Raw genomic sequence first — 23,296 nt, 5'->3', positions numbered from 1 at the left:
GCGGTGTCAGTCGTGGCCCGTATCCTCAGGAACCATGCTCGAAGACCTGACGACCGCAGTGCCCTCTTCCACGTCGTGGCCGGCCGCGTATCCCCAGGGATACGCGGTCGTTGACGTGGAGACCACGGGCCTGGCCCGGGACGACCGCATCATCTCCGCGGCCGTCTACCGGCTGGACGCGCGCGGCGAGGTCGAGGACCACTGGTACACGATGGTCAATCCGGAGCGGGACCCCGGCCCGGTGTGGATCCACGGACTGACGAGCGAGGCACTCGAGGGCGCCCCCCTCTTCCAGGACATCGCCGAGGAGTTCACGACGCGACTGGAGGGGCGCGTACTCGTCGCCCACAACGCCGTCTTCGACTGGCAGATGATCGCCCGCGAGTACGCGCGCGCGAAGCGCGAGGCTCCGGTCCGGCAGCGGCTGTGCACCATCGCCCTCTCCAAGGAGCTCGGACTTCCGCTGCCCAACCACAAGCTGGAGTCCCTCGCCGCGCACTACGGAGTCGTCCAGCGGCGCGCGCACCACGCACTCGACGACGCGCGCGTGCTGGCGGAGGCGTTCCGGCCCAGCCTCAGGGCCGCGGCGGCCGGCGGCGTGCGGCTGCCGCTGCTCGAGTGCCGGCCACTGACGGAGTGGTCGGACCGTCCTGCCGCGCCCCGCATCGGACAGCAGGCGGGCAGCGGTGGCTACGGCGGCTACCGCCCCGGCAGTTGGCGGCCGTCCCGGAAGCGGCCCGCCTGCCCCTACCCCAACCCGGGGCGCTACGAGGCGGGCAAGCGGCTCAAGCAGGGCATGCGGGTCGCCTTCTCCGGTGACACCTCGGTCGAACGCGAGTTGCTGGAGGACCGGGCGACCGAGGCCGGGCTGCACGTGGCCTCCAGCCTGTCCCGGCTGACCAGCCTGCTCGTCACGAACGACCCCGACTCGGGCACGTCCAAGGCGGTCAAGGCCCGGCAGTTCGGTACGCCGGTCGTGGACGAGGCCGCTTTCGGGCAGCTCCTGGCGGATGTGGAGCCGGCGTCGGAGGCGTGACCGTATGCGCGGGAGCGACCGTACGGACGGGTGAATGGCGGACGACTCGCCCGGTGGCCGCTCGCCCGGGCCGGGGTGACGGCTCACCCTGTGGCCCATGGCGACCTGTGAGGTATGTGGCAATCAGTACGGAATGACCTTCGAGGTGCACGCGCAGGGAGCGGTGCACGTCTTCGACTGCTTCGCCTGCGCGATCCACCGCATGGCCCCCATCTGCGAGCACTGCCGGGTACAGATCATCGGCCAGGGCGTCGAGGTCGAGGGCCAGTGGTACTGCGGCGCCCACTGCGCCCGCGCGGAGGGAAAGGTGGGGATCGTCGACAAGGTATGAACCTGTACCCGCCTGAAAACACCCCACGACCGAGTTGTACGGTCGTGGGGTGTACCGCTTCCTGATGTCCCGGCAGTGGGTGATCCTCACACTGGTCGCCCTGCTTCTCATCCCCACGATGATCAGGCTGGGCTTCTGGCAGATGCATCGCTACGAGGAGCGCACCGCCCGGAACCAGCTGGTCACGGACGCGCTGGCGGCCGAACCGGTGCCCGTGGAGAAGCTGACCGCGCCCGGGCACACCGTCACCAGCGCCGAGCGGTACCGGACCGTGACGGCGAAGGGGCGCTTCGACACCGAGGACGAGGTCGTCGTCCGCCGCCGGACCAACGCCGACGACGAGGTCGGCTACCACGTCCTGACCCCGTTCGTCCTGGAGGACGGCAAGGTCCTGCTGGTCAACCGGGGCTGGATCCCCTCGGACGGCCCGAGCCAGACCGCGTTCCCGAAGGTCCCCGCACCGCCCGGCGGCACGGTGACGATCAAGGGGCGGCTGATGCCGGACGAGACGACCGAGGCGAGCGGCATCAAGAACCTCCAGGGCCTGCCGGACCGGCAGATCATGCTGATCAACAGTGAGCAGGAGGCGCGGCGCCTGGACGCCCGGGTGCTCGGCGGCTACATCGCGCAGACGGCGCCCGAGCCCGAGGGCGACACCCCCGAGCTGCTGGGCAACCCCGGCAAGGAGGACGCGGCGCTGAACTACGCGTACGCCGTCCAGTGGTGGCTGTTCGCCGCCGCCGTGCCGGTCGGCTGGGTGGTGCTGGCCCGCCGGGAGGCCCGGGAGCGGGCCCAGGCGGCCGCCGCCTCGGCGGAGGACAGGGAGTCGGAGCCGGCCACGGCGTGACGGCGCGGGCGAAGGACCGACACCCGGTGCGCCCCGCGATCCCAGTCCCGTCCCGCGGCGCGCGGCAGCCGACCGCGGCCGTCCCGGACGGGACACCTGCGCCCCGTGCAGCTGCGGGGTCGGCCGCGGGTTCGGTGAGTCGCGTGCACGAGGTCGTCGTCGAGGCGGGGCTGATCAGCAGCGAAGGACGGCGCTTGAACATCTCGGTCTGAACATCTCGGTCTGAACATCTCGGTCTCGGCGGAGGTGGAGCGGAGCGAGGTCGGGGCGCGCGGCCGGGAAACGCGCGGCGAGGAACGCCGTGCGGCATCAGCAGCAGCGGCCGGGCGACTCGCACTCGCGTTGCCTGGTGCGCATCCGCTGGTACTCGCGCCGGGTGGGCAGCGGGGCGTGCGGGTGGTGGCGTCGCCGGCGCTCGCAGTAGCGGTCGTACTCCGTCTCGCCGGTCAGCTCGCGCGCGTACCAGAGCACGGTGTCCAGCATCTTGCGTACGGTGCTCACGGGCCTGCCCCCACCAGCGGCTCGGTGCTCCGCTGCTCGGGGACGTCGATGCGGGAGGCGACGTACGGGGCCTCGGTCGTCGGCAGGGGCTCGGGGGCACGCACCGCGCGGACGCACACCACCGCGCAGTTGACCAGGACGATGAGGACCAGCAGCAGGAAGACCGCCATGATCACACCGTTGACGGTGTTGTTGAGGACGATGGTGTGCATGTCGTCCATGGTCGTGGCACCAGGCAGCAGCTGACCCGCGTCGATGGCGTCCGCGTAGACGTCCCGCTGGGCGAAGAAGCCGATCTTCGGGTCGTCGGAGAAGATCTTCTGCCAGCCGGCGGTGTAGGTGACGGCGACGTCCCAGGCCAGCGGGATGCCGGTGACCCACGCCCAGCGCAGCTTGCCCGCCTTGATCAGCATGGTGGTGGTGACGGCCAGGGCGACCGCGGCCAGCAGCTGGTTGGCGATGCCGAACAGGGGGAAGAGCTGCTTGATGCCGCCGAGCGGGTCGGTGACACCGGCGTACAGGAAGTAGCCCCAGGCTCCGACGACCAGAGCGCTGGTGATCCAGATGCCCGGCTTCCAGGTGACACGCCCGATCGGCTTCCAGATGTTGCCCAGCATGTCCTGGAGCATGAAGCGGCCCACGCGGGTGCCCGCGTCCACCGTGGTCAGGATGAACAGGGCCTCGAACATGATGGCGAAGTGGTACCAGAAGGCCTTCATCCCCGCCCCGCCGAACACCCCGGCGAAGATCTCCGACATCCCGACGGCCAGCGTGGGCGCGCCACCGGAGCGGCCGACCAGCGTCTCCTCCTCGACGGCCTTGGCAGCGGCGGCGAGCTGGTCCGGGGTGATGCTGAAGCCGAGGTTCTTCACGGCTTCCGACGCGGTCTCCACCGTCGGGCCGAGCAGCGCGGCAGGGGAGTTCATCGCGTAGAACAGGCCCGGTTCCAGCACGCAGGCGGCGATCAGCGCCATGACGGCGACGAAGGACTCCGTGAGCATGGAGCCGTACCCGATCAGCCGGACCTGGGACTCCTTCTGGATCAGCTTGGGGGTGGTGCCGGAGGAGACCAGCGCGTGGAAGCCCGACAGGGCGCCGCAGGCGATGGTGATGAACAGGAAGGGAAACAGGGATCCGGCGAAGACCGGCCCGGCGCCCGTCGAGGCGAACTCGGTCACCGGCTCGGCCCTGAGGTCCGGAGCGGCGATCACCACACCCACGGCCATCAGGGCGATGGTGCCGACCTTCATGAACGTCGACAGGTAGTCACGGGGCGCCAGCAGCATCCACACCGGGAGCACGGAGGCCACGAAGCCGTAGCCGATGAGGCAGAAGACCAGGGTCTCGGGACTCCAGACGAAGTACTGGGCCAGTGAGGACTCCTGGATCCAGCCGCCGCCGAGGATGGCGAGCAGCAGCAGTGCCACGCCGATGAGGCTGGTCTCCACGACCTGACCCGGTCGCAGGTAGCGCAGGTAGAAGCCCATGAAGAGGGCGATGGGGATGGTCATGGCGACCGAGAAGGTGCCCCAGGGCGACTCGGCCAGTGCGTTGACGACGACCATGGCCAGGACCGCGAGCAGGATGATCATGATGGCGAAGACACCGATCAGTGCCGCCGCACCGCCCACCCTGCCGATCTCGTCCCGGGCCATCTGGCCGAGGCTCTTGCCGTCCCGGCGCATGGAGAGGAACAGGACGATCATGTCCTGGACCGCGCCGGCGAAGATCACGCCGACGATGATCCAGATCGTGCCCGGCAGATAGCCCATCTGCGCGGCCAGCACCGGCCCCACCAGCGGACCGGCGCCGGCGATCGCCGCGAAGTGGTGGCCGAACAGCACCCGGCGGTCGGTCGGGTGGTAGTCGACTCCGTCCTCCAGCCGCTCGGCCGGGGTGGCGCGGGTGTCGTCGACCTCCAGGACCCGGCGGGCGATGAACCGCGAGTAGAAGCGGTAGCCGATGGCGTAGGAGCCGAGGGCCGCCATCACCAGCCACACGGCGGAGATCTCCTCGCCGCGGGAGAGCGCGAGGACGCCCCAGCCGACCGCGCCGGCCAGCGCGACGGCCGTCCAGATGAGGATCGATCGTGCGGTCATGCGGGACCGCCGGGGCGGTGGGCCGTCCGGCGCCGGCAGAGCGGATCCGGGCATGGCTGACGTAGACATGGCGACTCCTCACCTAAAAAGGTGTGTGGGGTGGTGCGCGAGGTGTTGCGGAGGTGTACGCGGAGCGATACAGGTACGGGCGGCGGCGTGGCTCAGGGGCCGTGACGGTCGTCGTGCCGGGTCAGCGCATAGGCCGCGAGCAGGCAGAGGCCGCACCCCGGTACCCAGGCGAGCTGGTACCAGTAGAAGAACGGCGTTCCCGCCAGCCCTGGGCTCTCACCGGCGTACCAGGGAACCCACAGCAGTCCCGCGGCGGGAGCGAGCAGCAGGAGGGCGGCGGCTGCACGTCGTAGCCGTGGATGCCCGGTCCGTGCCATGACCTGCGCTCCTCTCCCGTTGGCTGTCGGTCTGTGCAAGAGTTGCGCAGCCGCTGAGAACGGTTGACAGCGGATTTCCAGAAGATTTCCCGCCGGTTTTCTGTCCTCCTCTGTCCTCCGAACCGGCCGCCCGCGCAACCAGCAAGCGAAGGCCCAGGCACACCAAGGACGGTGACCCATGGCGGATGGCGCCATGACCACGACGTTTCTCGCCGTGATAGGCGGAGCGTCGCTGCTCGCCGTCACCGCGCGCCGTCTGCGCCCCGTCGACCGGCTGCCTTCCCTGGAGGGCTGGGCGCTCGCCGACCGCGGGCTCGGCCCCGTGTGGACCTGGCTGCTGCTGGGCGGCACGATCTTCACCGCGTACACGTTCACCGCCGTCCCCGGACTGGCGTACGGCAACGGCGCGCCCGCGTTCTTCGCGGTGCCGTACACGGTGATCGTCTGTCCGCTCGCCTTCGTTCTGCTGACCCGGCTGTGGTCGGTGGCCCGCCGCCACGGGTACGTCACGGCCGCCGACTTCGTGCGCGGGCGGTACGGTTCACCGCCGCTGGCGCTCGTGGTGGCACTGACCGGGATTCTCGCGACGATGCCGTACCTGGCGCTGCAACTGCTCGGTATACGGGCCGTGCTCACGGCCGGGGGCCTCTACCCCCGGGGCGCGGCCGGCGACCTGGTGATGGTGGCGCTCTTCGCGGGGCTGGCCGTGGCCACGTACCGGCACGGGCTGCGCGCCCCGGCCGTGATCTCCGCACTCAAGGCGGTGGCCGTGTTCGTCTCGCTCACCGCCGTGTGCTGGCTGGTCCTGGAACGGCTCGGCGGGCCGGGCGCGGTGTTCGAGGGAGCGGCGCGGCGGCTGGGCGGGACGGACACGGCCGGTTCCGCCCTGTTGCTCTCCCCCGAGCAGCAGCCCGCCTACGCCACGCTCGCGCTGGGCTCGGCGCTGGCGCTGCTGATGTACCCGCACGTGCTCACCGCCGGGTTCGCCGCCGACAGTCCGCGCACCGTACGCAAGGCCGCCGTGGCGCTGCCCGCCTGGACGGCGCTGCTCGCCCTCTTCGGGTTCCTCGGCATCGCGGCGCTCGCCACGGGGGTGCGAGCGCCCGAGGGCGGGGCCGAGTCCGCCGTGCCGATGCTGGTCGACCGGCTGATGCCGGCGCCGCTGGCGGGACTGGTGTTCGGAGCGATCACCGTGGGCGCGCTGGTCCCGGCCGCCGTGATGTCCATCGCGGCCGCCACGAGCTTCGTGCGGAACGTGTACGTCGAGTACGTCCATCCGACGGCCACGCCGAAGCGGCAGGTACGCATCGCCAAGGCGGTGTCGCTCACCGCGAAGGTGGGGGCCGTGGCGTTCGTGTTCGGGCTGCGCGACCAGGACGCCATCAATCTCCAGCTGCTCGGCGGCGTGTGGATCCTGCAGATCTTCCCGGCCGTCGCCGTCGGGCTGTTCACCGGGCGGCTGCACCCGCGGGCACTGCTCGCCGGATGGACGGTCGGCATGGTCTGCGGGACGTACCTGGTGGTGCGTGAGGGGTTCTCGTCGATCGTGCCGCTCGGCACCGGCGCCGGACCGCTGGAGATCTACGCCGGACTCGCCGCCCTGCTGCTCAATCTGACGGTCGCGGTGGCCGGCACCGCGGTGCTCGAACGCCTCGGCGTCCCGCGCGGCGCCGACTCGACAGACCTGCCGTCCCGCCTGACCGCCAGGCGGCGCCCGGAGACGGGAGCGAACACTCCGTGAGACGCAGACAGATCACCCCTGCCACCCTGCCACCGGTCCCCGCACCGGCCGCCCCCGCCGAGCCGCTCGCCCCCGCGGTGAGCGATCCGGACGACCTGGAGCGGGAGGCCGGCGTCGCCCGCCTCTTCGAGCTGCACTACTCCTCGATGCTGCGCCTCGCCGTGCTGCTCGGCGCCGACGATCCGGAGAACGTGGTGGCCGAGGCGTACTACCAGATCTACCGCAAGTGGCGGCGGCTGAAGGACATCGCCGCGGCGGAGGCGTATCTGCGCTCCACGGTCTGCAATCTGACCCGGATGCGGATCCGCCACCTCCAGGTCGCCCGCAGGCACACGGAGCATCCGTCCGAGGAGCTGGCCGCGTCCGCCGAGAACGCGGCGCTGCTCCGCGACGACCAGCGCGTACTGATCGACGCGCTCCAGCGACTGCCGGCCCGGCAGCGCGAGGCGCTGGTGCTGCGGCACTGGCTCGGGCTCAAGGAGAGCGAGATAGCCGCCGCCATGGGCATATCGGGCGGCTCCGTCAAGACGCACACGGCACGCGGCATCGCCGCCCTCACTCAGGCGATGGAGGCCAGGCGATGACGCACAGAGACGCGACCGGGTCGCGGGACACCGGCCCGGACCGGACCGGCCACGACCGTACCGAGCAGGAACTGCGCGAGGCGCTGCGTGCCATGGCCGGCGGGGTGCTGCCCGACCCCGACGCGTACCGCACGGCACGCGGCGACTGGCTGCGGCGCGAACGCCGGCGGCGGCTCGTGCTCGCCGTGCTGATCACCGTGGTCTTCACGCTGGCCACCCTGATCGGCCTGTGGGTCCTCAACCAGGCCCCGTCGGATCCGGGTGTGATCTTCTCGGGCACCTCGGCCCCGGCCGCCGACGGCACGTCACTCCCCCGGCACCTGCCCTGATTGCCGCGCCTGCTTGCCGGGAACCCGCACTCCGTGCATAACAGCATCGAGGACTACGCGCTCATCGGTGACGAACAGACCGCGGCCCTGGTCGGCACGGACGGATCCGTCGACTGGTTGTGTCTGCCCCGTTTCGACTCGGCCGCCTGCTTCGCCAGACTGCTCGGTGACGAGGACAACGGCTACTGGCGCATCGCCCCCGTGGGGGCGGACCGCTGCACCCGGCGCGCCTACCGCCGCGACACCCTCGTCCTGGACACCGAGTGGGAGACCGGGCAGGGGACGGTCCGGGTCACCGACCTGATGCCCCAGCGCGACCAGGCCCCCGACCTCGTCCGCATCGTCGAGGGCCTGGACGGCGAGGTGACGCTGCACAGCGTCCTCAAGCTGCGCTTCGACTACGGCTCGGTCGTCCCCTGGGTACGCCGGACCGACGGCCACCGCGTCGCCGTCGCCGGCCCGGACTCGACCTGGCTGCGCAGCGAGCCGGAGGTGACCAGCTGGGGCGAGGACTACGGCACCCACGCGGAGTTCACGGTCAAGCGGGGCGAGAAGGTCGCCTTCGTCCTGACCTGGCATCCCTCCCACGAGCCACGCCCTCCGCTCGTCGACCCCTACGAGTCGCTGCGCCACAGCGTCGAGGACTGGCAGCTCTGGGCGTCGCGCTGCCGCTACGACGGGCCGTACCGGGACGCCGTGGTCCGCTCCCTGATCACCCTCAAGGCGCTCACCTACGCCCCGACCGGCGGCATCGTCGCCGCCGCCACCACCTCACTGCCCGAGGAGCTGGGCGGGGTGCGCAACTGGGACTACCGCTACTGCTGGCTGCGCGACTCCACCCTCACCCTGGGCGCGCTGCTGGCGGCGGGATACCAGGAGGAGGCCGAGGCCTGGCGGAACTGGCTGCTGCGCGCGGTCGCGGGTGACCCGGCGGACCTGCAGATCATGTACGGTCTGGCGGGCGAGCGACGGCTGCCCGAGTTCGAGCTGCCCTGGCTGTCCGGCTTCGCCGGGTCCTCCCCCGTACGCATCGGCAACGATGCCGTGAACCAGCTCCAGCTGGACGTCTACGGCGAGGTCATGGACTCCCTGTCGCTGGCCCGCGAGTCGGGCCTGTCCGCCCAGCCGGACGTGTGGGCGCTGCAGACCGCCCTGATGGACTTCCTGCGCGACCATTGGCGGCAGCCGGACGAGGGACTGTGGGAGGTGCGCGGCGGCCGGCGCCAGTTCGTGCACTCGAAGGTGATGGTGTGGGTGGCCGCCGACCGGGCCGTGCGCACCCTGGAGCGCCATCCTGAGCTGGACGGCGACCTGGACGGCTGGCGCACGCTGCGCGACGACGTGCACCGGGAGGTGTGCGAGAAGGGGTACGACCCCGACCGCAACACCTTCACGCAGTCCTACGGCTCACGCGAACTGGACGCCGCGCTGCTGCTCATCCCGCGTGTCGGTTTCCTGCCGCCGGACGACCCCCGGGTGCTCGGCACGATCGACGCGGTCCGTGAGGAGCTGGAGCACGGCGGCTTGCTGCGCCGCTACAGCACCAGCGACTCGGACCTCAGGGAGGTCGACGGGCTGCCCGGCAGCGAGGGCACCTTCCTGGTGTGCTCGTTCTGGCTCGCGGACGCCCTGCACATGACGGGCCGCACGAAGGAGGCCCGGGAGTTGTTCGAGCGGCTGGCGGGGCTCGCCAACGACGTCGGTCTGCTGTCCGAGGAGTTCGACCCGGTGGCCGGCCGGCAGCTCGGCAACTTCCCGCAGGCGTTCAGCCACATCGGCCTGGTGAACACCGCCCTCGCCCTGTTCGGGGAGGACGGGGCAGGATAGGGACCATGGATCTTGGACTGAAGGACCGGGTGTACGTCGTCACCGGGGCCACGCGCGGCCTCGGCCACGCCACCGCGCGTGAGCTCGTCGCGGACGGGGCGAAAGTGGTCGTGTCGGGGCGGGACGAGAAGAGCGTCGCGGAGGCGGCGGCCGCGCTGGGCCCGAACGCGGTCGGGGTGGCCGTCGACAACGCCGACCCAGAGGCGGCTGCCCGGCTGATCGGGGCGGCGCGGGAGCACTTCGGCCGTTTCAACGGTGTCCTCATCAGCGTGGGCGGGCCGCCGGCCGGGTTCGTCGCGGACAACACGGACGAGCAGTGGCAGGCCGCGTTCGAGTCGGTGTTCCTCGGTGCGGTGCGTCTGGCCCGTGCCGCGGCGGCCGAGTTGGAGGCCGGGGGTGTCATCGGGTTCGTGCTGTCGGGGTCGGTGTACGAGCCGATCCCCGGGCTGACCATCTCGAACGGGCTGCGGCCGGGGCTCGCGGGCTTCGCCAAGTCGTTGTCCGACGAACTGGGGCCGCGGGGTGTCCGGGTGGTCGGTGTGCTGCCCGGGCGGATCGACACGGACCGGGTGCGGGAGCTGGACGCGTTGTCGGCGGATCCGGAGGCGACCAGGGCGGCGTCGGAGTCGCGGATTCCGTTGCGGCGGTACGGGGCGCCCGAGGAGTTCGGGCGGGTGGCGGCGTTTCTGTTGTCGCCGGCTGCGTCTTATCTGACCGGGGTCATGGTGCCGGTCGACGGTGGAGCGCGGCACGGGTTCTGAGCATGGCCGTCTGCGGGTGGTCGTGGGCTGGTCGCGCCCACGCGGCGGAGCCGCATATCGATGCAGCCCCGCGCCCCCTGGGGCGTTGCACTCAAGTCACTCTCTCCGCGCCGTGCTTGACGCCCCGCAGTCTCACCTCCGCCGGGAGGGACTCCAGGCCCGCCGAGGTCCTGGCATGGGTCAGCGCGCCGGTCGTGAAGTCGGTCAGGGCCCTTCCCGGGTCCACATGGGGCGCGAGTGCGAGTCGTACCCGGGCCTCGGGGGCGGTGCGGCGGCCCGTCAGGTGAACACGGGCTCCATCCACACCGTCCACCTGGCCCGCCTCCTGGGTGAGGACGTTCTCCACGGCCCGGCCGCGCAACAGGGCGCCCTCGCCGTCCCCGGTGTCGACGAGGATCTCGGAGAGGCGGCGCCGGCGGAGGACCGCGACCAGCCACCAGAGCGCGAGCAGCAGGAGGACCGCCAGGACGGCGATGACGACCGGCCACCACCAGCCGTCGTCCTGCCAGCGGGTGCGTTCGGCGTCGTTCAGCAGCACGTCGTGCTTGCTGTCGTGGATCCACCACGAGGGCGCCGTAGCGCCGAGGCCGACGGCGAGTACGGAGCCGCCCAGCACCAGCAGGACGAGTCCGACGAGTCCGAGGAACACGCGGTTGACGACCCTCAGCATGGCTGTCTCATCCCTTCCGGCCCGGCCGCCGGACGCGCACCGACAGCGAGGGCGGCCGGGAGAGTCCCAGGCCGTGGACCGCGTCGGCGAGCACGGCGTCCAGGTCGGTTCGTACGTCGTCCAGTTCGCGGAAGTGGGACATGGCGCGGACTCTCGCCCGTCTCCGGCGCACCTTCACCCGTGCCGTCTGGACGCCGGGCACTTCCATGGCCCGGTCGCGCAGCGCGGTCGCGGCGGCGTCGCGCTGCAGTCCGGCACGTACGTCGGCGTGGGTGCGCCGCATCGGGAGCACGTCCCGCAGGCCGGGGGTGGCGGCCAGGACCAGCAGCCACAGCCCGAGGAGGGCGGCGACCCCGGCCCCGACGAGGACCCACGTGTCGTCGAGGGGCCGTTCGGCGAGCTGATGGGCGAGTTCGCGCCGCCACTGCATGCCGGGCCGGCCGGCCCGTACGGAGACGATGTCGTAGAGGAACAGCCCGACGAGGCCCAGGAGCAGCAGGGCGACGATGCCGGCGGGGATGCGGCGCGCCGACCAGAAGCGGCCGGCGCGGCCGGCCTCCGGCGCAGACGGGTCAGGCGCGGACGGGTCCGGCTGGGTGCCGGGCTCCGACTTGTCGAGGACCGGCAGGCGCTGTGTGGTGCCGTCGGTGGGTTCCGTGCCCTGGGGTTCGCTCATCGGATCCTCCCCTCCACCGCGCCGGGTGCCGCGATCAGGTGCAGCCGCTCCACCTGGACGACGACCTCCGGCACCTTCATTCCCACCAGGTCGCCCACCCGGTCGACGACCTGGCGACGGACCTGGCGGCAGCGGGCGCCGACGTCGCAGGGATAGTCGAGTTCGACGTGGATCCGGACGTGGGCGATCTGGTGGTGTACGACGACGGTGGCGGACGGCCGGCCGGCGTCGGGCGGCAGGGTTCCGACGGCCTCGCGGGCCGCCTGCGAGGCCACCTTGGCGACCACCCGGTCGGCGATCCGGGTCTCGCCCCGCTCGCCGGGCGGGACGACGGTCAAGGGTCTGTCGAGTTCACCGGCCGCCGCGCTCATGGGTGTCACCGCCGCCGTTCACGGGAGCGGAAGAAGTCGCCGAGGTCCATGTCCCCTTCCAGGAACCGGCCGACGACGAAGCCGACGGCGCCGAGCGCCGCCACCAGCAGAAAGGCGCCGAACCCGCCGAAGTATCCGGCGAATGCCAGTGCCATGCCGGCGATCATGCCGGCCACGGCCATGCTCATGCTGCGCTCCTCAGCTCATCAGCCGCTGCGTTGTGGGGTGGCCGGTCCCTCACTGGATCCGGCGCTCCGGTTCCTCTTCCTCTTCGTCCGGCAGCTTCACGTCGCTCACCGCGATGTTGACCTCGACGACCTCGAGACCGGTCATCCGCTCGACGGCGGTGATGACGTTCTCCCGTACGTCCCGGGCCACATCGGCGATCGACACGCCGTAGACGACGACGATCTCCAGGTCGAGGGCGGCCTGCACCTCGCCGACCTCGGCCTTCACGCCACGCGTCACCGACTTGGCACCGCCGGGGACCCTATCGCGCACGGCTCCGAAGGTGCGGGAGATACCGCTGCCCATGGCGTGCACGCCGTCGACGTCCCGGGCGGCGAGCCCGGCGATCTTCTCCACGACGCCGTCCGCGATGGTCGTCCGCCCGCGGGAGCCCGGGTCTCCCCCGCTGCGCTTGACCAGCGGGCTCCTGCGCGCCGCCGGCGTCTCGCTCTCCCCACCCCGGTTCTCGGTCATGTCAGTCATCGCCGTACGTCCTTTTCGGTCGTCGTCCTGCGACCACCGTAAGCACGGTTACGTGGTCGCGCGCCTCTGATGCGGCAGGCTGGGGGAATGACCTCCGACCGGATGCAGACAGTGAGACATCAGCTGGGCCTGGGCAGTCTGCTGCCCCTGGGTGATGAGCGGGACGGCGCGTGGATCGCCGAGCGGGCGGCCGAGGCGGTGCTGCGGAGCGCGGCCGGGGACACTCCCGGTGTGCGCCTCGGTGCGCTCCGGGTCACGCTCGCCGACCCGGCGGACCGCCGGGAGCCGGCCGTACCGGCTCCCCCGAGCGCTCTGCCGCCCGGGCCGCTGCGGGTGACGGCGGAGGCCGAGGCCACGTCCGCGCAGCCGCTGCCGACGACGGCGTCCCTGCTGCGGGCGACGCTGGCGACGGCGGCGGCGCAGCGGCTCGGTCTGACCGTGACGGAGATCGACCTGCTCGTGACGGGCCTGCTGGACGAGGAGACGGAACCCGGGCCGTCCGTCCCTCTGCCCGAGCCGCCAGGGCCCGTGCGGGCCGACGGCGAGGGCGGCGGCGAGAAGGGCCGCGTCGCCGCCGCCGCGCTGGCGGTCCCGGGCGTGCTGCATCTGACCGGCACGCTGGGTCACCCCGTGCACATCGAGGAGCTGCCGGGCGACGCCGCACTGGCGCACCGTCACATCCGGCTGGAACTGGCGGTCGCCGCGGACCACCGGGCCCGGGACGTGGCCCGCGAGGTCCGCAGGGCCGTGAGAAGGTCGCTGCCGGACCATCCGACGGTGGCGGTCCTGGTGAGCGGGATCGGCTGAGGGCTCAGTCCCCGGCTCCCGCCAGGTCCCGCAGCCTGCGGGCCTGGGACTGGCGTTCCGCGGCGCGCTGTTCCTCGTACGTGCGGTCCTGGGCGCCGCGCAGCAGGGCCTTGGTCTCGATGACCGCGTCACGGGGCGCGGCGAGCACGGCCGAGGTGAGGTCCCGTACGGCGTCGTCGAGCTGGTCGGCCGGTACGGCGAGGTTGGCCAGCCCGGTGTTCACGGCCTCGTCGGCCGTGACGAAGCGCCCGGTCACGCAGATCTCCAGCGCGCGGGCGTAGCCGACGAGGCCCACCAGGGGGTGGGTGCCCGTCAGGTCGGGCACGAGTCCGAGGCTGGTCTCGCGCATGGCGAACTGCACGTCGTCGGCGACGACGCGCAGGTCGCAGGCGAGGGCGAGCTGGAAGCCCGCCCCGATGGCATGCCCCTGGACAGCGGCGACGGAAACGATGTCGCTGCGCCGCCACCAGGTGAACGCCTCCTGGTATCCGGCGATGGTCGCGTCCAACTCGGCGTCGTCGCCACGCGCGAGGTCGATGAACGACGGTTCCCCGTCGAAGCCCTCGGGCGTGAACGCCTGCCGGTCGAGCCCGGCCGAGAAGGACTTGCCCTCGGCCCGCAGCACCACGACGCGGACGGAGCCCGGCAGCTGCCGCCCGGCCTCGGTCAGCGCCCGCCACAGAGCGGGGCTCTGCGCGTTGCGCTTGGCCGGGTTGGTCAGCGTCACCGTGGCGATCGCGTCGTCGACGGTGAGCCGTACGCCGTCCTTGTCGAGTACGGGAACGAGGTCCTGGTCGGGCGAAGCCATGGGACGCCTCCGATGCGTGCGGTCAGCTAAGTGACTGCACAGTAACCACCCGGCCGATCAGCTTGCCGACCGGGTGGCCACCATCGGAGCCGTGGGGCCACCCGGGGTCAGGCCGTGGCCTTCTTGCCCCGGGTCGCCCCGCCACGCCCTCGCAGCGTGACGCCCGACTCACTGAGCATGCGGTGAACGAAGCCATACGAGCGGCCGGTTTCCTCGGCCAACGCCCGGATGCTCGCACCGGCGTCGTACTTCTTCTTCAGGTCTGCCGCGAGCTTGTCGCGCGCGGCGCCGGTCACCCGGCTGCCCTTCTTCAGAGTCTCGGCCACCCGTGCCTCCTCATGGGAAGTGCGCTCTGGTCTCCTCATGATCACCCCTCTGGGCCTCGATGGCCACCCATTCGGCAAGGTCCGTGAGACAAGGTTGTGACGACGGGAGCACACCCCCACAAGCGGAATGAAGAATTCCGAAGGATGGCCCCCGTACGGCCGAACGGATTGTTCCGGGAAATGCCTGGTCAGAAAGGCGCAGCGGCCGAGCCGCGAAGAATCGGGGGCTCGGCCGCGAAATCGATGTAGGACACACCTCGGTACGAGGAGATCTCACACAGATGATGGATCACCGCTGGGCCGAATGATCGATACGCCGTTGATCACCTATTCGATCAAGCGGCGCTGACGCTCAGGCCAGGGCGACGAGGTCCGCGTAGTCCGCGCCCCACAGGTCCTCGATGCCGTCGGGCAGCAGGATGATCCGCTCCGGCTGGAGCGCCTCGACCGCGCCCTCGTCGTGGGTGACGAGGACGACCGCGCCCTTGTAGGTGCGCAGCGCGCCGAGGATCTCCTCGCGGCTGGCCGGGTCGAGGTTGTTGGTCGGCTCGTCGAGCAGCAGCACGTTCGCCGAGGACACCACGAGCGTGGCGAGCGCCAGGCGGGTCTTCTCGCCGCCGGAGAGGACGCCGGCGGGCTTGTCGACGTCGTCGCCGGAGAACAGGAACGAGCCGAGCACCTTGCGGACCTCGACCAGGTCCATGTCGGGTGCGGCGGACCGCATGTTCTCCAGGACCGTGCGGTCCGGGTCGAGGGTCTCGTGCTCCTGCGCGTAGTAGCCGAGCTTCAGGCCGTGGCCGGGGACGACCGCGCCGGTGTCGGGCTGCTCGACGCCGCCCAGCAGCCGCAGCAGGGTGGTCTTGCCGGCACCGTTGAGGCCGAGGATGACGACCCGGCTGCCCTTGTCGATGGCCAGGTCGACGTCGGTGAAGATCTCCAGCGAGCCGTACGACTTCGACAGGCCCTCGGCCATGAGCGGGGTCTTGCCGCAGGGCGCGGGCTCCGGGAAGCGCAGCTTGGCGACCTTGTCGGACTGGCGGACCGCCTCCAGACCGGACAGCAGCTTGTCGGCGCGGCGGGCCATGTTCTGCGCGGCGACCGTCTTGGTGGCCTTCGCGCGCATCTTGTCGGCCTGCGAATGCAGGGCGGCGGCCTTCTTCTCGGCGTTGGCGCGCTCGCGCTTGCGGCGCTTCTCGTCGGCCTCGCGCTGCTGCTGGTAGAGCTTCCAGCCCATGTTGTAGATGTCGATCTGGGAGCGGTTGGCGTCCAGGTAGAACACCTTGTTGACGACCGTCTCGACCAGGTCGACGTCGTGGGAGATCACGATGAAGCCGCCGCGGTAGGTCTTGAGGTAGTCGCGCAGCCAGGTGATCGAGTCGGCGTCGAGGTGGTTGGTCGGCTCGTCGAGCAGCAGCGTGTCCGCGTCGGAGAACAGGATGCGGGCCAGCTCGATACGGCGGCGCTGACCGCCGGAGAGCGTGTGCAGGGGCTGGCCGAGCACCCGGTCGGGCAGGTTGAGCGCGGCGGCGATGGTGGCTGCCTCGGCCTCGGCGGCGTACCCGCCCTTGGTGAGGAACTCGGTCTCCTGGCGCTCGTACTGCTTGAGGGCCTTCTCGCGGGTGGAGCCCTTGCCGGTGGCGATGCGCTGTTCGTTGTCACGCATCTTGCGGATCAGGACGTCCAGGCCGCGCGCGGAGAGGATGCGGTCGCGGGCGAGCACGTCGAGGTCGCCGGTGCGGGGGTCCTGCGGGAGGTAGCCGACCTCGCCCGAGCGGGTGATGGTGCCGCCGGCGGGCATGCCCTGGCCCGCGAGGCACTTGGTGAGGGTGGTCTTCCCCGCGCCGTTGCGGCCGACCAGGCCGATGCGGTCGCCCTTGGCGACACGGAAAGTGGCGTTCTCGAGGAGGACACGGGCACCGGCGCGCAGCTCGATACCGGAGGCGGAGATCACGGACAGACTCCAGGGCGGATACGGGGGCGGGATGGGCGGCTGAGGACGTTCCCGCCGTCTAATGCGCGAGGAGAATGGCCATGGGGGACAGTCTAACGGGGACGTGCAACCACTTTTTCTGCGCGCGGGTGTTCGGTTCGTCTCGTCGGGTCCTTGTCCGTGGTGGGTGCGAGACTGAGCAGCAGATCAGGACCATCGGTTTTCCGGCGACCGAGCACAAGGGAGTGATCGGTGTGGCAGGCACGTCAGGCGGGCGTCCGAGCATCTACCCCACGTTGCTGTACGCCGACGCGAAGGCGGCGATCCGGCAGCTCACTGAGGCCTTCGGTTTCACGGAGCTGTCGGTGTTCGAGGGCGAGGACGGCGCGGTCATGCACGCCGAGCTGGCGCAGGGCAACGGCGCGGTGATGGTCGGCTCCAAGGGCACCGGCAGCGTCTTCGACCGGGCGATGAAGGGCGCGGGCACGACCGGGGTGTACGTCGTGGTGGACGACGTGGACGCGCACCACCGCCGCGCCGTGGACCAGGGCGCGGAGATCCTCATGCCCCCGACGGACCAGGAGTACGGCTCGCGGGACTACATGGCCCGGGACCTCGAGGGCAACGTGTGGAGCTTCGGGACGTACGCGCCCGAGATGACGGGCTGACGCCCCCCTGGGCCGGCGGACGGCCGGCCCCGGGTCAGCTGCCGCCGGTGTGCACCTGGAAGGCGGCCCGGCGGACGGCCTTGGCCAGCGCCGGGTCGGGGTGGGCCGCGGCCAGGGCGACCAGGACCTGCACGGTGCGCGGGTGGCCCACGGCACGGACCTCGTCCAGGAGCATCGGGATGGTCGGCTGCACCGCGGACTCCAGGTGGCGGACGAGCAGCGGGGCCTCCCCGTGGTCGGCGACGGCGGCCGCGGTGTCCACCCAGAGCCAGGTCGCCTCCTCCCGGGTGAGCACCTCGTGGGCGTCCTCCGGGTCGGCCCCGTCGTGCTCGGCCAGCCACAGCAGCGCGTAGGGCCTGAGCGTGGGCTCGTCCAGCACGGCACGGACGTCCGGCTCGGCGGGGGCGCCGACCACGCGCAGGGCCTCGAAGGCCAGGCCGCGCAGCAGGGCGTCCTCACCGCGGGCGGCGCCGAGGAGTTCCGTGACGGCGCTGCCGACGGGGCGGGCGGCGAGCCAGGCGCGGTACTCGGCGCGGGCCGCGTTCGGGCGCAGCTGGGCGCAGCCGCGGAGCATGTCCTCGGCGGCCTGCTCGATGTTCCCGGCGGGGCTCTGCGCGGCGACGCAGATCTGCTCCAGCTTGACCCAGACGGCCCAGTTGCCGAGCGGGGTGAGCGTGGCCTGGCCGTCGCCGTAGGTGAGGGCGCCGACGGAGGCGAGGGCGCGCAGGGCCCAGTCGAGGAGGGGCGCCAGCGGGGCGTCGGTGGGCTCGGGCTCGGCCGCTCGCGGCTCGGGCTGTGGGCCGTAGGGGATCTCGCAGCGTGCGGTGCGCAGCTCGGTGACGCGCTGCTCCAGCAGGTCGAGGAGCTGCTCCACGGGGACGGGGCCTGCGGACAGCTGGAGGAAGGAGAGCGTCTGCGGCATGGCCGAGACGACCTCGGCGACGGCGGCGGGCTCGTGGTCCCCGGGCTCCGGGTAGGCGAGCGACCAGGCGTCGAAGAGGGCGACCCAGCCGCGCAGGACGGCGCTGTCGTCGCGGTCCCAGGCGCGCAGACGCCAGCCGGGGCGGGCGCTGCCGCCGTGCACCTCGACGAGCCCGGCGAGGCGGGCGGTGTCCCAGTCGGCTCTGACCTGAGCCGGGGTCAGGCCCAGCTCGCGCGCGGCCTGTTCGGCGGTCGCGTCGGAGAGGGTGGCCTTGCCGTCGGCGGTGGCGCTGCCGCGGCCGGGGCCGAGTGCCGTGTCGGCCCAGCGGGCGACGCGGGCCGCGCCGGCCAGACCTGAGCGTGCCATTCTCGCCAGTTCCGCCGGTGCCGGGGTGCCCTCCGGAGGGCGCGGGGCGGGTCGGCGCGAGCGCCGCTGGTTCATCGCTCTGGGGGCGGCGGCCAGGGGTCGCGGGCGGACGAGTCGGAGCCTGGAGTCGCGCGGGATACGGGACGTCACGGGGGCAGTCTTCCGGTTGACGGTCCGAAAACCCAAACGGAATGTCACGGCGGGCGACGGGGATGGCCAACGCACAGGTTCCCCGGAGTGGCCGAGGGCCGGGAACAAGCCAGTGATACGACGCTAAACGGAATCATCGCGACCGGTCGCCGGTGAGCGCGAGAGATCGTGGTTTGCGGCAGGGCGGTGTCCCTGTGGGGCGTCACATCAGAGGCGTCAGGAAGCGTCGCAGTGCCTCCTCGTAGGCCTGTGGGGCGGCGTTCCACATCGCTCCGTGGGGAGCGCCGGCGACGCGGTGGAAGGTGACCATGTCCGGGCGGGCGTCGGCGAGCCGGCGGGAGAGCCGCCAGGGGGCCACCGTGTCGTCCGGCCCGTGGACGAGGAGCGCGGGGACGCGGAGCCCGTCGGCGGGGGCGGTGGCCGCGGCGCGGTCGCCGTACAGGCCGGTGCGGCCCTGTGCGGCGCGGACGGCCAGCGGCAGCAGGGGGGCCGGGACACGGCGGGCTGCGGCGAGGGCGCGCAGGGTGGTCTCCCAGCTGAGCACCGGGGAGTCCAGGACCAGCCCGGAGACGCGGTCGCGCAGCCCGGACCGCTCCGCGGCGCGCAGGGCCATGGTGGCGCCGGTGGACCAGCCGTGCAGGACGACCTGCCGGGCGCCGTACCGCACCGCGTAGCGGATCGCCGCGTCCAGGTCGCGCCACTCGGTCTCGCCGAAGTGGTTCAGGCCGTCGGGCGGGCGGGGCGCGCCCAGGTCGCCGCGGTAGGCGAGGGCGAGCACCGGGAAGTGGCTGCGGTGCAGGAACCCCATGACGTTCATGGCGACTTCGCGGGTGGTGCCCAGGCCGTGCACGGCGATCACCCAGGTGTCCCGGGCGCCGGGCACGAACCACGCGGGCAGGGCACCGAGTTCGCCGGGGATGTCGATGTCGGCGTGTTCGATGCCGAGGGCGGAACTCGGGTTGCCGACGTACACGTTCGGGGTCAGCCAGACCTTGTCGCCGGGCTCCAGGGTGCCGTGGGTGACGCGTTCGAGGCGGCGTACGACGGTGTCGGCGGTGCCCGGCGCGTCGGACAGGACGGGGCCGACGACCGCGTGTGAGCCGTCGCCCGAGAGGCCGTAGCGGCCGGGCCGGAGGGCGGCCAGGTCACGGGTGAGGCTGATCCGCCCGCCTGCCGTGGCGTGCACGGTCAGCCGGGGTTCGGTGGGCAGTGGCCTGCCCGGAGGTGCCTTGAGCGCGGCGTCGCTGGCCAGTCGGCCGGCCGCCACGGCGACCGCGCCGGCTCCTATCACGGCGGAGACGGCGGCGGCCGTCGCTGTGGCGGTGCGCATCCCTCCAGTGTCCTGGCGGACCGGGCGGGCGACCAGTGGGAGGGGGCGGCGGGGTGAGGGCGCGAGGCTCCCGGTGGTCAGCCGCGAGGGGTGTGGCGGTGGGGTCCTTTCACTGTGAGCGCTCGATCAGGTCGCGTGGTCTGGTGCCGTGCATCGCAAGGCGCCGGAGAGCCCTCGATGGGGGTGCCCCCTGCTCGAGCGGAGCCGAGAGCTCGGGGGAGGAGCTACCAGGGCTTTTCGGCAACGCGGCGAGGCGCGGTGCCAGGCCGCGCGACCCGGGCGCTCACAGTGAAAGGACCCCTGAGGGTCAGCGGCGCTGGCCGTAGCCGCGCAGCCGCTCCTCCACCTCGGCCAGTTGCTCCCGGGACAGCAGGCTCGGGGACAGGCCCGGTACCGACGTGGCGGTCAGCCACAGGCGGCACATCCACTCCAGCTGGGCCGTGCGGTCGAAGGCCTGGTCCAATGAGGTGCCGTAGGCGACGGTGCCGTGGTTCTGGAGGAGGCACCCGGAGCGGCCGGCGAGGGCGTTCAGCATGTTTTCGGCCAACTCGTCGGTGCCGTAGGTGGCGTACGGGGCCACCCGGACGGGGCCACCGAGCGCGGCGGCCATGTAGTGGATCAGTGGCAGCTCGCTCACGAGCGTCGAGACGGCCGTCGCGTGCACGGCGTGGGTGTGCACGACGGCACGGGCGTCGGTCGTGGCGTAGACCGCGAGGTGCATGGGCAGCTCGCTGGTCGGGACGAGTGTGCCGAGGACCTGCCGTCCGTCGAGGCCGACGCCGGTGACGTCGTCCGGTGCCAGCCGGTCGTAGGGGACGCCCGACGGCGTGACCAGGACCGTGTCCCCGACCCGCACGGAGACGTTGCCGGACGTGCCCACGACGAGGCCCTCGGAGACGGTCCGGCGGGCCGTGGTGACGAGGTCCTCCCAGGCACGCGCCTCCTCGGGGTGCGCCTCCCTCCGCCGCGACTCCCCCACGTCCCCTCCGCCGTCCAGGACGCCGCCGGTGTCCGGTTCCTCGCCTCGCTGCTCAGCCATGCGGCGATCCTGCCAGTCGGGCGCGCCCCACAGCATCACCCTGTCGGGTGATCAGAACCCTCTGCAGGGTCACTCGATCGACTGAAACTGTCCGTGCGAGGCGCCCCGTTCACGGGCACATGGGAGGCCTGACGGCAGGGCGGAACACCAACCCTCGTTTGTGGACACCCCTGCGCCCCTCCCAGTTCATCTTCCGTTCACTCGGGTTACCTACGTTCGTCCGACCAACGACCTCGAACGATTGCCTGGGTAAATGGAAAGCTTCTCGCTGATCCTCGCGATTGTGGTGGTAACCGCACTCGCGTTCGATTTCACGAACGGTTTCCACGACACCGCGAACGCGATGGCCACGACCATTTCCACGGGCGCCATGAGGCCCAAGGTCGCGGTGGCCATGTCCGCGGTCCTGAACCTGGTCGGCGCCTTCCTGTCCGTCGAAGTCGCCAACACGATCTCCAAGGGCCTCGTCGACGAGGCCGGTATACGACCCGAGGTCATCTTCGCCGCCCTGGTCGGAGCGATCCTCTGGAACCTGCTGACCTGGCTGGTCGGTCTGCCGTCCAGTTCCTCGCACGCCCTCATGGGCGGCCTGATCGGCGCCACGATCGCCTCGGCGGGCGTCGGCGCGGTGCACGGTGACGTGCTGGTGACCAAGGTCCTGATCCCGGCGATCGCCGCCCCGCTGGTGGCGGGCATCGCGGCGATGCTGGCCACGCGGCTGACGTACTCCCTGGGGAAGAAGGCCGACGGCAAGGCGTCCGAGAAGGGCTACCGGGCCGGCCAGATCGCCTCGGCCGGCCTGGTCTCCCTGGCGCACGGCACCAACGACGCCCAGAAGACGATGGGTGTCATCACCCTCGCCCTGGTCGCCGGCGGCGCCGTCGCGCCCGACTCCGACCCGCCCATGTGGGTCATCCTGTCGGCGGGCATCGCGATCGCGCTCGGCACGTACCTCGGTGGCTGGCGCATCATCCGCACCATGGGCAAGGGCCTGACCGACCTCCAGCCGCAGCAGGGCTTCGCCGCCCAGACCAGTGCGGCGACGGTCATCCTGGCCTCCTCCCACCTCGGCTTCTCCCTCTCCACCACCCACTCCGTCTCCGGCGCGGTGATGGGCGCGGGCCTCGGCCGCAAGGGCGGTGTCGTCCGCTGGTCGACGGCGACCCGGATGTTCGTCGCCTGGGGCCTGACGCTGCCGGCGGCGGCCCTGGTGGGCGCGCTCGCGGAGTACGTCACCGACTTCGGCGACTGGGGTACGGCGGCAGTGGCGGTCTTCCTCGTCGCGTCCAGCGCGGTGATCTGGAAGCTCTCGCGGCGTGAGGTCGTCGACCACACCAACGTCAACGACACCGAGGAGACGGAGCCGGCCGGTGTGGTGACCACGGCGATGGCCGCGGTGACCCCGCCGCCCGCGGGTGGCACGGCCACGGACGAGCCGGTCCCCGCGTTCCCCGCCCAGGCCACATCCGAACGGGCCCCGTCCACGACCACCACGGTCTGAAGCCCACCGGGTTACAAGGAAGAGTCTCTGAGATGAAGATCGACTGGGCGGCCCTCGGCTCCGTCTTCGGCGTCAGCCTCGTGGTCACGGTGGCCCTGGTGGGCCTGTTCACCCTCGGCATCGTCGGCCTGTCGCGGCAGGAGCGGGCGGTGGCGCAGGGCGGATCCGCGGGGCTCGCGGTCACCGGCGCGTACGCGTGTTTCGCGGCGTGTGCGGCGGCCGTGGGATACGGGATCTATCTGATCGTGGCCTGACCACGGTCACTTGTGCCGGGCGGTACGGGGCTTTCGGCCCGGTGCCGCCCGGCTGTCGTGTGGGGTTCTCCACACTCTCCCCGCGCAGGTCAACGGCAAGTTGACGACTGTTCGTGGCCGTGGTGGACTGCCGGGGCCAGTACGGCGGCAGGAGAGGAAGCCGGTGGAAGTCCGGCGCGGTCCCGCCACTGTCACCGGGGTAGCACATCCCCGGGAGCCAGGAACTCTCACCGCCGGTCTCGTCGAACCAGGGCGCGGACACCCTGAGTGAGGACACGTATCGCCATGCGCGGCTGCCGTTCGAGGTTCAGCACCCCGCCCCTGC

At 71.9% G+C, this 23,296-nt stretch carries 26 protein-coding genes and 1 riboswitch; of the genes, 12 read left to right on the top strand and 14 right to left on the bottom strand.

Annotated elements, in window-relative coordinates; all coding sequences use genetic code 11:
- Nucleotides 1-34: 34 nt before the first annotated feature.
- From IE97_RS0133100 to IE97_RS0133090, 3 genes are all read left to right on the top strand, one after another.
- The gene (locus tag IE97_RS0133100) at nt 35-1,036 is read left to right on the top strand and encodes a DEDDh family exonuclease (RefSeq protein ID WP_030248806.1); all 1,002 of its coding nucleotides are present in this window, start codon (nt 35-37) and stop codon (nt 1,034-1,036) included.
- A 97-nt stretch (nt 1,037-1,133) separates the two neighbouring features.
- Nucleotides 1,134-1,367 carry a hypothetical protein gene (locus tag IE97_RS0133095; RefSeq protein ID WP_030248803.1) on the top strand — a complete coding sequence of 78 codons (234 nt, stop codon included), beginning with the start codon at nt 1,134-1,136 and terminating at the stop codon, nt 1,365-1,367.
- Between the two features lie 49 nt (nt 1,368-1,416).
- Nucleotides 1,417-2,214 (top strand): SURF1 family protein, encoded by a 798-nt coding sequence (locus IE97_RS0133090; RefSeq protein ID WP_030248800.1) that lies wholly within the window; start codon nt 1,417-1,419, stop codon nt 2,212-2,214.
- Between the two features lie 309 nt (nt 2,215-2,523).
- Here IE97_RS0133090 and IE97_RS38855 read toward each other — a convergent pair whose 3' ends face one another.
- The 3 genes from IE97_RS38855 to IE97_RS0133075 all read right to left on the bottom strand — a co-directional run bounded on the left by IE97_RS38855 (nt 2,524) and on the right by IE97_RS0133075 (nt 5,200).
- Nucleotides 2,524-2,697, bottom strand: a complete 174-nt coding sequence (locus IE97_RS38855) for a YbdD/YjiX family protein (RefSeq protein WP_078603466.1) — start codon at nt 2,695-2,697, stop codon at nt 2,524-2,526.
- Nucleotides 2,698-2,711: 14 nt separating this feature from the next.
- The gene (locus IE97_RS0133080) at nt 2,712-4,883 is read right to left on the bottom strand and encodes a carbon starvation CstA family protein (RefSeq protein ID WP_030248797.1); all 2,172 of its coding nucleotides are present in this window, start codon (nt 4,881-4,883) and stop codon (nt 2,712-2,714) included.
- Between the two features lie 92 nt (nt 4,884-4,975).
- A complete protein-coding gene (locus IE97_RS0133075; protein WP_030248794.1) occupies nt 4,976-5,200 on the bottom strand; it encodes a DUF3311 domain-containing protein in 225 nt (74 codons plus the stop codon).
- A gap of 178 nt (nt 5,201-5,378) precedes the next feature.
- Here IE97_RS0133075 and IE97_RS0133070 point away from each other — a divergent pair, with 178 nt between their 5' ends.
- Genes IE97_RS0133070 through IE97_RS0133050 form a run of 5 tightly spaced genes read left to right on the top strand, consistent with a single transcriptional unit; the run spans nt 5,379 to nt 10,442 of the window.
- Complete coding sequence (locus tag IE97_RS0133070) at nt 5,379-6,941, top strand: sodium:solute symporter family protein (protein WP_030248791.1); 1,563 nt, start codon at nt 5,379-5,381, stop codon at nt 6,939-6,941.
- Nucleotides 6,938-7,525: a sigma-70 family RNA polymerase sigma factor gene (locus IE97_RS0133065; protein WP_030248789.1), complete on the top strand. Its 588-nt coding sequence runs from the start codon at nt 6,938-6,940 to the stop codon at nt 7,523-7,525. Before IE97_RS0133070 ends, IE97_RS0133065 begins: the two co-directional genes overlap by 4 nt.
- Nucleotides 7,522-7,854, top strand: coding sequence for a hypothetical protein (locus IE97_RS0133060; protein WP_030248787.1), 333 nt, complete (start codon nt 7,522-7,524; stop codon nt 7,852-7,854). Before IE97_RS0133065 ends, IE97_RS0133060 begins: the two co-directional genes overlap by 4 nt.
- A 33-nt stretch (nt 7,855-7,887) precedes the next feature.
- The gene (locus IE97_RS0133055) at nt 7,888-9,681 is read left to right on the top strand and encodes a glycoside hydrolase family 15 protein (protein WP_030248785.1); all 1,794 of its coding nucleotides are present in this window, start codon (nt 7,888-7,890) and stop codon (nt 9,679-9,681) included.
- A gap of 5 nt (nt 9,682-9,686) precedes the next feature.
- Complete coding sequence (locus IE97_RS0133050; protein ID WP_030248782.1) at nt 9,687-10,442, top strand: SDR family oxidoreductase; 756 nt, start codon at nt 9,687-9,689, stop codon at nt 10,440-10,442.
- Between the two features lie 91 nt (nt 10,443-10,533).
- Here the strand turns inward: IE97_RS0133050 and amaP are convergent, their stop codons facing one another.
- From amaP to IE97_RS0133025, 5 genes are read right to left on the bottom strand one after another with little or no spacing between them, the layout of a single operon-like run.
- On the bottom strand, nt 10,534-11,112 hold the full coding sequence (gene amaP, locus IE97_RS0133045) for an alkaline shock response membrane anchor protein AmaP (protein ID WP_030248779.1): 579 nt from the start codon (nt 11,110-11,112) through the stop codon (nt 10,534-10,536).
- 7 nt (nt 11,113-11,119) lie between these two features.
- The gene (locus IE97_RS0133040; protein ID WP_030248776.1) at nt 11,120-11,788 is read right to left on the bottom strand and encodes a DUF6286 domain-containing protein; all 669 of its coding nucleotides are present in this window, start codon (nt 11,786-11,788) and stop codon (nt 11,120-11,122) included.
- A complete protein-coding gene (locus tag IE97_RS0133035) occupies nt 11,785-12,159 on the bottom strand; it encodes a hypothetical protein (RefSeq protein ID WP_420706160.1) in 375 nt (124 codons plus the stop codon). The genes IE97_RS0133040 and IE97_RS0133035 overlap by 4 nt, the downstream gene beginning before the upstream one ends.
- Before the next feature lie 5 nt (nt 12,160-12,164).
- The gene (locus tag IE97_RS0133030) at nt 12,165-12,347 is read right to left on the bottom strand and encodes a hypothetical protein (RefSeq protein ID WP_030248771.1); all 183 of its coding nucleotides are present in this window, start codon (nt 12,345-12,347) and stop codon (nt 12,165-12,167) included.
- Between the two features lie 49 nt (nt 12,348-12,396).
- The gene (locus tag IE97_RS0133025) at nt 12,397-12,870 is read right to left on the bottom strand and encodes an Asp23/Gls24 family envelope stress response protein (RefSeq protein WP_030248769.1); all 474 of its coding nucleotides are present in this window, start codon (nt 12,868-12,870) and stop codon (nt 12,397-12,399) included.
- An 87-nt stretch (nt 12,871-12,957) separates the two neighbouring features.
- Here IE97_RS0133025 and IE97_RS0133020 point away from each other — a divergent pair, with 87 nt between their 5' ends.
- Entirely contained in the window at nt 12,958-13,677 is a 720-nt protein-coding gene (locus IE97_RS0133020) for a hypothetical protein (protein ID WP_030248767.1), read from the top strand.
- 4 nt (nt 13,678-13,681) lie between these two features.
- On the opposite strand, the gene IE97_RS0133015 is transcribed toward IE97_RS0133020, so the two are convergent.
- From IE97_RS0133015 to IE97_RS0133005, 3 genes are all read right to left on the bottom strand, one after another.
- Complete coding sequence (locus IE97_RS0133015) at nt 13,682-14,485, bottom strand: enoyl-CoA hydratase/isomerase family protein (RefSeq protein WP_030248765.1); 804 nt, start codon at nt 14,483-14,485, stop codon at nt 13,682-13,684.
- Nucleotides 14,486-14,592: 107 nt separating this feature from the next.
- The gene (locus tag IE97_RS0133010) at nt 14,593-14,811 is read right to left on the bottom strand and encodes a helix-turn-helix domain-containing protein (protein ID WP_010037790.1); all 219 of its coding nucleotides are present in this window, start codon (nt 14,809-14,811) and stop codon (nt 14,593-14,595) included.
- A gap of 352 nt (nt 14,812-15,163) precedes the next feature.
- The gene (locus IE97_RS0133005) at nt 15,164-16,762 is read right to left on the bottom strand and encodes an ABC-F family ATP-binding cassette domain-containing protein (protein WP_030248761.1); all 1,599 of its coding nucleotides are present in this window, start codon (nt 16,760-16,762) and stop codon (nt 15,164-15,166) included.
- 224 nt (nt 16,763-16,986) lie between these two features.
- On the opposite strand from IE97_RS0133005, the gene IE97_RS0133000 reads away from it, so the two are divergent.
- A complete protein-coding gene (locus IE97_RS0133000) occupies nt 16,987-17,409 on the top strand; it encodes a VOC family protein (RefSeq protein WP_030248758.1) in 423 nt (140 codons plus the stop codon).
- 34 nt (nt 17,410-17,443) lie between these two features.
- Here the strand turns inward: IE97_RS0133000 and IE97_RS0132995 are convergent, their stop codons facing one another.
- The 3 genes from IE97_RS0132995 to IE97_RS0132985 form a co-directional block, all read right to left on the bottom strand.
- Nucleotides 17,444-18,847, bottom strand: a complete 1,404-nt coding sequence (locus IE97_RS0132995) for a hypothetical protein (protein WP_199807122.1) — start codon at nt 18,845-18,847, stop codon at nt 17,444-17,446.
- Nucleotides 18,848-19,049: 202 nt separating this feature from the next.
- Nucleotides 19,050-20,177 carry an alpha/beta hydrolase gene (locus IE97_RS0132990; protein ID WP_030248752.1) on the bottom strand — a complete coding sequence of 376 codons (1,128 nt, stop codon included), beginning with the start codon at nt 20,175-20,177 and terminating at the stop codon, nt 19,050-19,052.
- A 307-nt stretch (nt 20,178-20,484) separates the two neighbouring features.
- The gene (locus tag IE97_RS0132985; protein ID WP_030248750.1) at nt 20,485-21,216 is read right to left on the bottom strand and encodes a class II aldolase/adducin family protein; all 732 of its coding nucleotides are present in this window, start codon (nt 21,214-21,216) and stop codon (nt 20,485-20,487) included.
- A gap of 253 nt (nt 21,217-21,469) precedes the next feature.
- Here IE97_RS0132985 and IE97_RS0132980 point away from each other — a divergent pair, with 253 nt between their 5' ends.
- A complete protein-coding gene (locus IE97_RS0132980; RefSeq protein WP_030248748.1) occupies nt 21,470-22,717 on the top strand; it encodes an inorganic phosphate transporter in 1,248 nt (415 codons plus the stop codon).
- Between the two features lie 32 nt (nt 22,718-22,749).
- On the top strand, nt 22,750-22,971 hold the full coding sequence (locus IE97_RS0132975) for a hypothetical protein (protein ID WP_030248746.1): 222 nt from the start codon (nt 22,750-22,752) through the stop codon (nt 22,969-22,971).
- Nucleotides 22,972-23,077: 106 nt separating this feature from the next.
- Nucleotides 23,078-23,218, top strand: a riboswitch (cobalamin riboswitch).
- Nucleotides 23,219-23,296: the final 78 nt, after the last annotated feature.

Origin of the sequence: Streptomyces sp. NRRL S-455 (assembly GCF_000717875.1) — a bacterium.
Lineage (GTDB): Bacteria > Actinomycetota > Actinomycetes > Streptomycetales > Streptomycetaceae > Streptomyces.
Note: the sequence above shows the minus strand (reverse complement) of the source record. Positions and strands in the feature narration are given on the sequence as shown.

Bases quoted from the DNA above. Each gene is read 5' to 3' on its own strand.
- IE97_RS0133100 (WP_030248806.1), top strand. From the start codon at position 35: ATGCTCGAAGACCTGACGACCGCAGTGCCCTCTTCCACGTCGTGGCCG.
- IE97_RS0133095 (WP_030248803.1), top strand. From the start codon at position 1,134: ATGGCGACCTGTGAGGTATGTGGCAATCAGTACGGAATGACCTTCGAG.
- IE97_RS38855 (WP_078603466.1), bottom strand. From the start codon at position 2,697: ATGCTGGACACCGTGCTCTGGTACGCGCGCGAGCTGACCGGCGAGACG.
- IE97_RS0133080 (WP_030248797.1), bottom strand. From the start codon at position 4,883: ATGTCTACGTCAGCCATGCCCGGATCCGCTCTGCCGGCGCCGGACGGC.
- IE97_RS0133075 (WP_030248794.1), bottom strand. From the start codon at position 5,200: ATGGCACGGACCGGGCATCCACGGCTACGACGTGCAGCCGCCGCCCTC.
- IE97_RS0133070 (WP_030248791.1), top strand. From the start codon at position 5,379: ATGGCGGATGGCGCCATGACCACGACGTTTCTCGCCGTGATAGGCGGA.
- IE97_RS0133060 (WP_030248787.1), top strand. From the start codon at position 7,522: ATGACGCACAGAGACGCGACCGGGTCGCGGGACACCGGCCCGGACCGG.
- IE97_RS0133050 (WP_030248782.1), top strand. From the start codon at position 9,687: ATGGATCTTGGACTGAAGGACCGGGTGTACGTCGTCACCGGGGCCACG.
- amaP (WP_030248779.1), bottom strand. From the start codon at position 11,112: ATGCTGAGGGTCGTCAACCGCGTGTTCCTCGGACTCGTCGGACTCGTC.
- IE97_RS0133040 (WP_030248776.1), bottom strand. From the start codon at position 11,788: ATGAGCGAACCCCAGGGCACGGAACCCACCGACGGCACCACACAGCGC.
- IE97_RS0133035 (WP_420706160.1), bottom strand. From the start codon at position 12,159: ATGAGCGCGGCGGCCGGTGAACTCGACAGACCCTTGACCGTCGTCCCG.
- IE97_RS0133030 (WP_030248771.1), bottom strand. From the start codon at position 12,347: ATGAGCATGGCCGTGGCCGGCATGATCGCCGGCATGGCACTGGCATTC.
- IE97_RS0133025 (WP_030248769.1), bottom strand. From the start codon at position 12,870: ATGACTGACATGACCGAGAACCGGGGTGGGGAGAGCGAGACGCCGGCG.
- IE97_RS0133020 (WP_030248767.1), top strand. From the start codon at position 12,958: ATGACCTCCGACCGGATGCAGACAGTGAGACATCAGCTGGGCCTGGGC.
- IE97_RS0133015 (WP_030248765.1), bottom strand. From the start codon at position 14,485: ATGGCTTCGCCCGACCAGGACCTCGTTCCCGTACTCGACAAGGACGGC.
- IE97_RS0132990 (WP_030248752.1), bottom strand. From the start codon at position 20,177: ATGCGCACCGCCACAGCGACGGCCGCCGCCGTCTCCGCCGTGATAGGA.
- IE97_RS0132985 (WP_030248750.1), bottom strand. From the start codon at position 21,216: ATGGCTGAGCAGCGAGGCGAGGAACCGGACACCGGCGGCGTCCTGGAC.
- IE97_RS0132980 (WP_030248748.1), top strand. From the start codon at position 21,470: ATGGAAAGCTTCTCGCTGATCCTCGCGATTGTGGTGGTAACCGCACTC.
- IE97_RS0132975 (WP_030248746.1), top strand. From the start codon at position 22,750: ATGAAGATCGACTGGGCGGCCCTCGGCTCCGTCTTCGGCGTCAGCCTC.